The following is a 10,218-nucleotide window of genomic DNA, read 5'->3' on the forward strand; positions in this document are numbered from 1 at the left end:
AGTATAAAATAATTTCAATGAAAAAAATATTTTTAGTAGTTTCACTGCTAACTGCAATGTTTTCTAGTGCTCAAGGAAGACCAAAATTAGTTGTTGGAATTGTAGTGGATCAAATGAAAATGGAATACTTATATCGATTTTCAAACGATTTTTCAGAAAACGGATTTAAACGATTGATGAAAGAAGGTTATACTTTTCACAACACACATTACAATTACATGCCCACTTACACAGCTCCAGGTCATGCTGCTATTTATACTGGAGCAACACCTTCTGTTAACGGAATTATAGGGAATGACTGGTTCAACAAAGCAACCCGAAAAGATATGTACTGCACAGATGATGAATCGGTTTCAACTGTTGGTAATGGCACAGAAAGCGAAGGAAAAATGTCTCCAAAAAACCTGCAAAGCACAACTATTACTGATGAGTTGAAATTAGCTACTAATTTCAAAGGAAAAGTGATTGGTATGAGTTTAAAAGATAGAGGAGCTATTTTACCAGCTGGACATTTTGCAGATTGGGCTTTTTGGTATAGTAAAACAGGAGCTTTTATTTCAAGTACTTTTTACGGTGAAAGTTTACCTAATTGGGTAACTGATTTTAATAATGAAAAAAATTACGAAAAATACCTCGATAAAGGATGGGAATTATCTAGACCAAAAGAAGTTTATAATGAAAGTTTAACCGATAATAATCCTTATGAAGGAAAATTATATAAAAAGACACCTTTTTTTCCATACAATTTAACGGATATGTATGATAATAATGATGCTGGTGTTTTGCGTTCAACTCCTTATGGAAACAATTTATTGGTAGATTTTGCCAAAAGAGCCATAGAAAAAGAAGCATTAGGAAAAGATGAAATAACAGATTTTTTGACAGTAAGCTTTTCTTCAACAGATTATATCGGACACATTCTTGGACCACGTTCCATAGAATTACAAGATACTTATTTAAGATTAGATGAATCTTTAGCAGAATTCATTTCATATTTAGATAAAAATGTTGGTAAAGGAAATTATCTTATATTTTTAACTTCAGATCATGGTGGTGCTGAAAATGTTACTTATTTAAAAGAAAATAAATATGATGTAAACAATATTAATTACAAAAGCATTAAAAATGAATTAATTGAATTTTCTAAAACAACTTATGGAGAAGATTTATTGTTAGATTATTCAAACTTTAATGTGTTTTTTAATAAGGAGTTAATTGCCAAAAAAGGTTTAGATTTAAATAAAGTAAAAGAAATATTTAAAACATATTTATACACTCAAAAATACATAAAAAGAGTTTATACAGAAGAAGAAATACTAACGAATTCTGGGAATGATTTTTTAATGAATTTTATTGCAAATGGGTATGATCCTATTCAGAATGGAGAATTAGTTATTTCTTTAAAACCAGGTTTTGTTGAATATTCTACTACAGGAACAACGCACGGAAGTCCCTATTCATATGATACGCACGTACCTCTATTGTTTTACGGTTGGCACATTAAAAAAGGAGAATCGTTTGATAGAAAAGAAATTACTCAAATAGCACCAACCTTATCGCAACTTTTAAAAATTACATTTCCAAGCGGCACTAGAGCTGAATTGTTAAAGGAAATTTTAGAAAATTAAGATAGCAATGACTTGTACTAAATAAAAAATCACCTTGAGAAAGGTGATTTTTTATTTAGTAAATTTACAAAATGATTAAACTAAAGACTCTTTATACTCCAAATTACTAGTTTCTAGATCTAAAACAATTTGATTTTGTAATAAATCTTCAAAAGTTTCACGTTGTCGAATCAAATGACCTTTTCCGTTTAACCACAATACTTCAGCTGGTTTGTATCTTGAATTATAGTTGGAAGCCATTGAATAACAATAAGCACCAGCATTTCTAAAACACAATATATCTCCTTCTGTAATTTCAGAAATTCTTCTATTGTTAGCAAATGTATCAGTTTCACAAATATAACCAACAACAGAATAGAAACGCTCTTTTCCTTTTGGATTAGAAATGTTATCGATATGGTGTTGAGAACCATATAGCATAGGACGAATTAAATGATTGAAACCCGAATCAATTCCGGCAAAAACAGTCGAAGTGGTTTGTTTTACTACATTTACTTTAGTTAAAAAGACACCTGCTTCACTGACCAAAAATTTTCCAGGCTCAAATGCCAATGTTAATTCGCGTCCATATTCTTTTTCGAAAGCTAAGAATCTTTTTGTCAATTTTTTACCAAATTCTTCCACATCTGTTTCAATATCATCAGCTTTATAAGGTACTTTAAAACCACTTCCAAAATCAATAAAATCTAGCTCTTTGAAATGCTTAGCAGTATCAAATAATATTTCAGCTGCATATAAAAACACTCCAACATCTAAAATATCAGAACCAGTATGCATGTGAATTCCGTTTATATGCATTTTTGTATTTTCAACGATTCTCAATAAATGAGGTAGTTGATGAATAGAAATTCCGAATTTACTATCAATATGTCCTACGGAAATATTGGCATTTCCACCAGCCATAACGTGTGGATTAATACGAATACAAACTGGAGTCTTTGGATGTTTTGTTCCAAATTGTTCTAATATGGAAAGATTATCAATATTAATTTGAACCCCTAAAGCAGCTACTTTTTCTATCTCTTCCATAGATACACCATTAGGAGTATATATAATTTGTGAAGGATCAAAACCTGCATGAAGTCCTAACTTTACTTCTTGAATAGAAACTGTATCTAAACTTGAACCTAACGTCTTTAAATAACGCAAAACTGATACGTTTGACAAAGCTTTTACAGCATAATGCACTCTAAAACGCTCAATCTTACTAAAAGCATTTGTTAATCTTTTATATTGTGATTCTATTTTTGCAGCGTCATAAACATACAACGGGCTATCAAATTCATTTACTAACTGTAATAATTCTTGTGTTTTCATATTCTTCTTATTAATAATGCAAATGTATAGGTAAAATAACTATAAAATTAAATTTTTCTACAAAATTAACAAAAAACAACATTTTGTTATATTTTTAATAAAAAATAAGTTAATATGTTATAATTATATTTTTGGAATATGTATTAGTTACCCTTAATAAAAAAAAAGAAAATAGTTAGTGAGTTACAGAATAGTTTGTTATTTTTGTGGCACTTTTTAAACAAGATAAACGCATCACAATTATGAATTTACACGAATATCAAGGTAAAGAAATATTAGCGAGTCACGGTGTTCGCATCCAAAGAGGTTACATAGCTAACAATTCTGAAGAGGCTGTAGCTAAAGCTAAACAATTAACAGCAGAAACAGGAACAGGATGGCACGTAATTAAAGCTCAAATCCATGCAGGAGGAAGAGGAAAAGGTGGAGGAGTTAAATTAGCTAAAAATTTAGATCAAGTTGCAGAAATTGCGGGTCAAATCATTGGTATGGATTTAATTACACCACAAACACCACCTCAAGGAAAGAGAGTACACAAAGTTTTAGTAGCTGAAGATGTTTACTATCCTGGTGAAAGTGAAACATCTGAATTTTATATGTCAGTACTTTTAAACAGAGGAACAGGTAGAAATATGATTATGTATTCTACGGAAGGTGGAATGGATATTGAAGAAGTTGCAGAACATACACCACATTTAATTTTTACAGAAGAAATCGACCCTTCTGTTGGATTACAAGGATTTCAAGCGAGAAGAATTGCATTTAACTTAGGTTTAAGTGGAAATGCTTTCAAAGAAATGACAAAATTCGTAGTTTCATTATACAATGCATATATTGGTTCAGACGCTTCTATGTTTGAAATCAATCCAGTATTGAAAACTTCAGATGATAAAATTATGGCAGTTGATGCTAAAGTAAATATTGATGATAATGCATTATACAGACAAGCAAAAATTGCTGAAATGCGTGACATTAGAGAAGAAAATCCTATTGAAGTTGAAGCTAAAGAAGTTGGATTAAACTATGTTGACCTTGACGGAACTGTAGGGTGTATGGTAAACGGTGCAGGTTTAGCAATGGCTACTATGGATTTAATTAAATATGCAGGTTTTGAACCAGCTAACTTCTTAGACGTTGGTGGAACAGCTGATGCTAAACGTGTGGAAACTGCTTTTAGAATCATCTTAAAAGATCCAAACGTAAAAGCCATTTTAATCAACATCTTTGGTGGAATTGTTCGTTGTGATAGAGTAGCACAAGGAGTTGTTGATGCTTACAAAAACATGGGTGATGCTATTAAAGTGCCAATCATTGTAAGATTACAAGGAACAAATGCTGAAATTGCTAAAGAATTAATCGATAATTCTGGAATGCCAATTTTATCAGCAGTTCAATTTCAGGAAGCAGCTGACCAAGTAAAGAAAGCACTTTCTTAAGTAGAAATAAAAGTTTTATATATAGAAAATCCCAAGTTTAGGCTTGGGATTTTTTAATAAAATTTGTATCGTATGTAATTAATTATTTAAACTTAAATCCAACAGGTGTTTTTAAATTATCTTTGTCGTACATATTAAGGTATAACGTGACTGTGTCATTTTTTCCAGTATAAGTAACCCTATAAGCATCTAACATTCCCATTCCAAAAGGACTATTTTTTGTTTTAAACTGACAGCAACTACCTGTGCGTTCATACCAAAGAGATTCTCCGTTTGGACCGCTTAATGAATTTAAAAATTTTCTTTCGTTTAAAGGCCCGTCGTTATAACCTCCAACTTTTATAGGATTTGATTTAGTATAACCATAAGAGGAGTCGGTATTATCCATGCTTTCAGACATTTTTGTTGTTGAGCATGAAATAACCATATAAAAAGGAATAATTAAAAAAAGTCTTTTCATTTTGTACAAGTTAAAATTTCAATAAAGTAAATATATAAAATTAGAGATTACATTTTTACTAAAAATCTTAACAAAATCAAATTTTATTATTTTGTATATTGAATTATATAATTTTATCTTCGCATCCGCGTTATAAACGTTGACACAACATTTGCTATGTTAAAGAATTGCCTTATTATATGTTTTATTTTCCTTTCGACCGTTTCTTTTGGTCAAATAGGAGGTAAATACGTATATCAATTTTTAAACTTAGCTCAATCTCCAAGACAAGCTGCTTTAGGTGGAAAAACCGTTACAGTAGTTGATTATGATGTCAATCAAGCGTTTTATAATCCAGCAACTATTAATCCAGAAATGGATAACCGTTTATCCGCGAATTACGGCAATTATTTTGGTGAAGTAACTTACGGAACAGCTGCTTATGCTTACACATATGACAGACATGTGCAAACGTTTCATGCTGGTGTAAACTATATCAATTACGGAAATTTTGAAGGAAGAGATGAACTTGGAAATATAACAGGTGAATTTACAGGAAGTGAAATCGCGCTTTCATTTGGTTACGCTCAAAACATTCCTTGGACTGATTTTTATGTGGGAGCCAATGCTAAAATGATTTCTTCAAGTTTGGAATCTTATAGTTCTTTTGGAGTTGCTGCTGATATCGGAATTTTATACATTGATGAACCAAACGATATTAATTATGGTTTGGCTATTCGAAACATTGGTTTTCAAATTAAACCATTTGCTGATATAAACGAAAAATTACCTTTAGCAATAGATTTTGGAGTTTCGCAATTAATGGAAAATGTACCAATTCGTTGGCACTTTACATTAGAAAACTTACAACAATGGAATATTGCGTTCTCAAATCCTAATAGAGCAGAAGGTTCATTAGATGGATCAGTAGAAGAAGAAAAGGTTTCGTTTGTCAATAATGCATTGCGACATGTAATTGCAGGAGCAGAGTTGTTTCCAGATAAAGGATTTAGTATTCGTTTAGGATATAATTTTAGAAGAGCCGAAGAATTGCGAATTGTAGATCAAAGACATTTTTCGGGAATTTCTGCTGGTTTTGGAATTCGTTTTGGAAAAGTAAGGTTTGATTATTCGTATTCAAGATATACAGTAGCTGCCAATACTAGTTTATTTGGAATGATGATTAATTTACAATAAATTTGAATTACGAATTACTAATTCTGTCTTCTGAATAAACCACAAACATAAAAGGTTTTGAAAAAAATTACAATTGCAATTGATGGATTTTCGTCCACCGGAAAAAGTACTTTAGCGAAACAATTGGCTAAACATTTGGGTTATGTATATGTTGACACTGGTGCCATGTATCGTGCTGTGACATTTTATGCCATGCAAAATGGTTTAGTTTCAGAAAATCATTTGGATAAAGACGAATTGATAAAAGTTTTACCAAACATTAATTTACAATTTCATTTTAATGATACTTTAGGTTTTGCTGAAATTTATGTCAACGGAACAAACGTTGAAAAAGAAATCAGAACCCTTGATGTTTCACGTTGTGTGAGTCAAGTAGCTGAGATTTCTGAAGTGCGAAGTAAATTGGTAGCTTCTCAACAAGAAATGGGTAAAAACAAAGCCATTGTAATGGACGGAAGAGACATAGGAACTGTAGTTTTTCCAGATGCTGAATTGAAAATTTTCATGAACTCCAGTGCAGAAACGCGTGCCGAAAGACGTTTCAAGGAATTAATCGAAAAAGGCCAACACGTGACTTACGAAGAAGTCTTACAAAACGTACAAGAACGCGATTATATCGACACACACCGAGAAGATTCTCCACTAGAAAAAGCAGTTGATGCTATTGAAATTGACAATTCTGCTATGAGCAAACAAGAGCAATTTGATTTGGTGATGGAATTGGTAGGTGAGAGGGTTTAATATAAAATTCTAAAAACTAAATATTTTATATAAACAGTAATTATTCTTTTCCTCACAATATATAATTGTAATTAATTCTGCGGATTATCATTAATTTTTTTGATTTCATCTATTATAAAGTCCCTTTTGTTAGTTTTCGATAGTAATCCTTTTTCTAATAATTCATTGAACCATAAAGAAAATTTTCTTGCACCTTTATAATTTAAATGACTATAGTCTGCATACTCTTCATTTTTTAATGGGAAATCATTAAAATCTAGAAAAACAATATTCTTAAATTTTTCATTCATAATTTTAATAAATTCCATTTCATTATTGTTATTTCTACAATATAAATGTTGAGGACTTCTTACAAAAAATATATTGACATTTTTTTTGTTACAATAAGAAATAATTTTGTCTAGATATTCGATATTTTTTATTGATATATCATTTTTTTTATTTCTAAAGGGAATAGCGTTTCTTTTTAAGTTAATTATTAAAGAATAAGTTATGTCTCGTTCTAATCTTCTATATCCACCAATTTTATTAGTATAATCGTAATTACACATTATAGAATTTGTAATATTTTCTCTAAATGATTTAGAATTACCTGTTATAAATGATTTAGAATTTTTATTGAAAAGTAAATTAATGTCATCTTTATCTAAAAAAGGCAAGTAAAGACTTTTTGAATTAATAGATAAATCATCCCATATCCAAGAGTCCATTTCTTTAGTTATTTGTTTGTTAGAAAATTCTATAAATACATTTTTTATTTCTTTATTTTGTGCTAGTACCTTTTTAATTTTTTGAAATGAATAAAAATATGATTCTCTTGATTCAGATAAATTTTTAAAATTATTAATAAGAGAGTCATTGAAAGCACATTCAGAGTGAGAATGTCCAAAAATTACATTATTAACAGGAGTTTTAAATGAAAATTTAGCATTTTTTTTTACTAATGAATTTGTAATAATAAAAATCATACTTATCAAGAAAATACTTATTCCAATAAAAATAGATGTTTTATAAATAAATGTTTTCATAGAATTAAAATTGGAAATAAATAAATTGTTGTTCTGCTCCTAAAAAAACAGTAATAAGCAGTATAATTATGAAATAAAAACTCCTTCGTAAAAACGGACTTTTAAAAATAACAATTTTTGATAAAGCATAATCTTCCTCTCTACCTAACCATTCTATAATTATAAAAAAGAAAATAACTAGAAGAACTTGTAAAGTGTAGAATCTAGATATTTCCATTTTGGGAATTGAAAATAATGATTCTGAGAATATAGTTGATACATAACTTAATGCATGACTAACATTTTCTGCTCTGAAAAATATCCATGCCAAAACAGTTAAACTAAATGTAAATCCCATTTGACAAAATTCTCTAAATGTGGGTAAAATTTTATTTTTTGCAACTATATCAATATTGATTCTATTTCTTTTTAGTAAAAGTAAAGGAAGAAAATACAAAGCATTTAATGTTCCCCATGCAATAAAAGTCCAATTTGCACCGTGCCAAAATCCACTTATGATGAATATTGCAAATATGTTTCGAACGGTTATCCAAATTCCACCTCTGCTACCTCTTAATGGAATGTATAAATAATCTCTAAACCAAGTTGAAAGGGAAATGTGCCAACGTCTCCAAAACTCAGCAATATCTCTTGAAAAATAAGGGAAAGCAAAATTTTGTTTCAAATTAAAGCCAAAAAGTCTTGAAGTTCCAATTGCTATGTCTGAATATCCAGAGAAATCACAATAAATTTGAAAGGTAAAGAATACTGCACCTAAAACTAATGTGCTTCCGGAATAATTATCCGAATTATTAAATATTTCATTTGCAATTTGTGCAGAGTTGTCAGCTATAACAATTTTCTTAAATAAACCCCATAAAATTTGTCTTAAACCATCTACAGCTTTATCATATTTAAAAATTCTTTTTTTATAAAATTGTGGTAATAAATTTTTTGCCCTTTCAATTGGTCCAGCAACTAGTTGAGGAAAGAAACTCACAAAGGCTGCAAATGAGATAAAATCTTTTGTAGGTTCAAGCTTTCTCTTGTAGACATCAATTGTGTAACTCAATGTTTGGAATGTGTAAAAACTAATTCCAACGGGTAATATAATATTTAATCCTTGTGTATTTATTGGTGTTCCAAAAAATGAAAAAGCATTAACAAAATTTTCAAGAAAGAAGTTATAATATTTGAAAAAACCTAAAAGACCAAGATTTACTAAAATACTTGTCCAAAGTAGTGTTTTTCGCTTAGAAGTGTTTTCTACTTTTGATAATTTATATCCTATAGAGTAATCAATGATTGTACTAAATAGTATTAATGAAAGAAATCTCCAATCCCACCAACCGTAAAACGTATAGCTTGCAACTACTATTATGAAGTTTTGAAGTTTCAGGTTTTTATTCGTAACAAACCAATATAAAAAAAATACTATTGGTAAAAATATTGCAAAATCTATTGAGTTAAAAAGCATTTAATGGATTTATAATCTTAATAATTATTTATAATATATTAACTTATGAGTAAATAGTACTACACAAACAACTATTTAGTTTGTAAATATAAAATTAATTAAGAAACTTTAAATGATTAATTTTCTCAACAAACACATTGCTATTTCATAAATAATTAGTACTTTTGCAAACCTTTTGGTAGAGATGAGTTTCCATTGGGTATCAATAATTTACAAAAATCACTTCTGACGTTTTTAACTACATAAGAAACTCATTAAAAACACAGAATACAAATTTTATTATCAGCATGTCTGAAACAACAAAAACACAAGAACAGTTTTTAGCAGATTTTAACTGGCATAACTATGCAGAAGGTATAGATGTCGTTGACGAAAAAAACTTACAAGAATTTGAAGATTTAGTTACTAAAACTTTCATCGATACTAAAGACGATGAAGTAGTGGAAGGTACTGTAGTTAGAATCACTGATAGAGACGCTATCGTTGATATCAATGCTAAATCTGAAGGTGTTATTTCATTAAACGAATTTCGTTACAACCCAAACTTAAAAGTTGGGGACAAAGTAGAAGTATTAATTGACATCCGTGAGGACAAAACAGGTCAATTAGTATTATCTCACAGAAAAGCTAGAACTATCAAAGCTTGGGATAGAGTTATCGCAGCTAATGAAACTGGAGAAATCGTTAACGGTTTTGTTAAGTGCAGAACTAAAGGTGGTATGATTGTAGATGTTTTCGGAATTGAAGCATTCTTACCAGGTTCTCAAATTGATGTGAAGCCAATCCGTGACTACGATCAATATGTAAACAAAACTATGGAATTTAAAGTTGTGAAAATTAATCACGAATTTAAAAACGTAGTAGTTTCTCATAAAGCGCTTATTGAAGCAGATATTGAGATTCAGAAAAAAGAAATCATCGGTCAATTAGAAAAAGGACAAGTATTAGAAGGTGTTGTTAAAAACATTACTTCTTA

At 29.6% G+C, this 10,218-nt stretch carries 9 protein-coding genes; 5 read left to right on the forward strand and 4 right to left on the reverse strand.

Features of this window, described 5'->3' with window-relative positions:
* Nucleotides 1-17 precede the first annotated feature (17 nt).
* Nucleotides 18-1,628 (forward strand): alkaline phosphatase PafA, encoded by a 1,611-nt coding sequence (gene pafA / locus AABJ49_RS02010; protein WP_338375655.1) that lies wholly within the window; start codon nucleotides 18-20, stop codon nucleotides 1,626-1,628.
* A gap of 75 nt (nucleotides 1,629-1,703) precedes the next feature.
* Here pafA and lysA read toward each other — a convergent pair whose 3' ends face one another.
* On the reverse strand, nucleotides 1,704-2,945 hold the full coding sequence (lysA, locus tag AABJ49_RS02015; protein WP_338375657.1) for a diaminopimelate decarboxylase: 1,242 nt from the start codon (nucleotides 2,943-2,945) through the stop codon (nucleotides 1,704-1,706).
* 242 nt (nucleotides 2,946-3,187) lie between these two features.
* On the opposite strand from lysA, the gene sucC reads away from it, so the two are divergent.
* The gene (gene sucC / locus AABJ49_RS02020; RefSeq protein WP_338375659.1) at nucleotides 3,188-4,381 is read left to right on the forward strand and encodes an ADP-forming succinate--CoA ligase subunit beta; all 1,194 of its coding nucleotides are present in this window, start codon (nucleotides 3,188-3,190) and stop codon (nucleotides 4,379-4,381) included.
* An 82-nt stretch (nucleotides 4,382-4,463) separates the two neighbouring features.
* On the opposite strand, the gene AABJ49_RS02025 is transcribed toward sucC, so the two are convergent.
* The gene (locus AABJ49_RS02025; protein ID WP_338375660.1) at nucleotides 4,464-4,841 is read right to left on the reverse strand and encodes a 2-dehydro-3-deoxyphosphooctonate aldolase; all 378 of its coding nucleotides are present in this window, start codon (nucleotides 4,839-4,841) and stop codon (nucleotides 4,464-4,466) included.
* Between the two features lie 156 nt (nucleotides 4,842-4,997).
* Between AABJ49_RS02025 and porQ the strand changes: the two genes are divergently transcribed.
* Complete coding sequence (porQ, locus tag AABJ49_RS02030; RefSeq protein ID WP_338375662.1) at nucleotides 4,998-6,017, forward strand: type IX secretion system protein PorQ; 1,020 nt, start codon at nucleotides 4,998-5,000, stop codon at nucleotides 6,015-6,017.
* 57 nt (nucleotides 6,018-6,074) lie between these two features.
* Nucleotides 6,075-6,758: a (d)CMP kinase gene (cmk, locus tag AABJ49_RS02035; RefSeq protein WP_338375664.1), complete on the forward strand. Its 684-nt coding sequence runs from the start codon at nucleotides 6,075-6,077 to the stop codon at nucleotides 6,756-6,758.
* A 71-nt stretch (nucleotides 6,759-6,829) separates the two neighbouring features.
* Here cmk and AABJ49_RS02040 read toward each other — a convergent pair whose 3' ends face one another.
* The gene (locus tag AABJ49_RS02040; protein WP_338375666.1) at nucleotides 6,830-7,786 is read right to left on the reverse strand and encodes a hypothetical protein; all 957 of its coding nucleotides are present in this window, start codon (nucleotides 7,784-7,786) and stop codon (nucleotides 6,830-6,832) included.
* 4 nt (nucleotides 7,787-7,790) lie between these two features.
* Entirely contained in the window at nucleotides 7,791-9,242 is a 1,452-nt protein-coding gene (locus tag AABJ49_RS02045) for an MBOAT family O-acyltransferase (RefSeq protein ID WP_338375668.1), read from the reverse strand.
* 287 nt (nucleotides 9,243-9,529) lie between these two features.
* Between AABJ49_RS02045 and AABJ49_RS02050 the strand changes: the two genes are divergently transcribed.
* On the forward strand, nucleotides 9,530-10,218 hold a 689-nt coding region (locus AABJ49_RS02050), incomplete at its 3' end, for a S1 RNA-binding domain-containing protein (protein WP_338375670.1).

The sequence above is a fragment of the uncultured Flavobacterium sp. genome (assembly GCF_963922255.1).
Taxonomy (GTDB): Bacteria; Bacteroidota; Bacteroidia; order Flavobacteriales; family Flavobacteriaceae; genus Flavobacterium.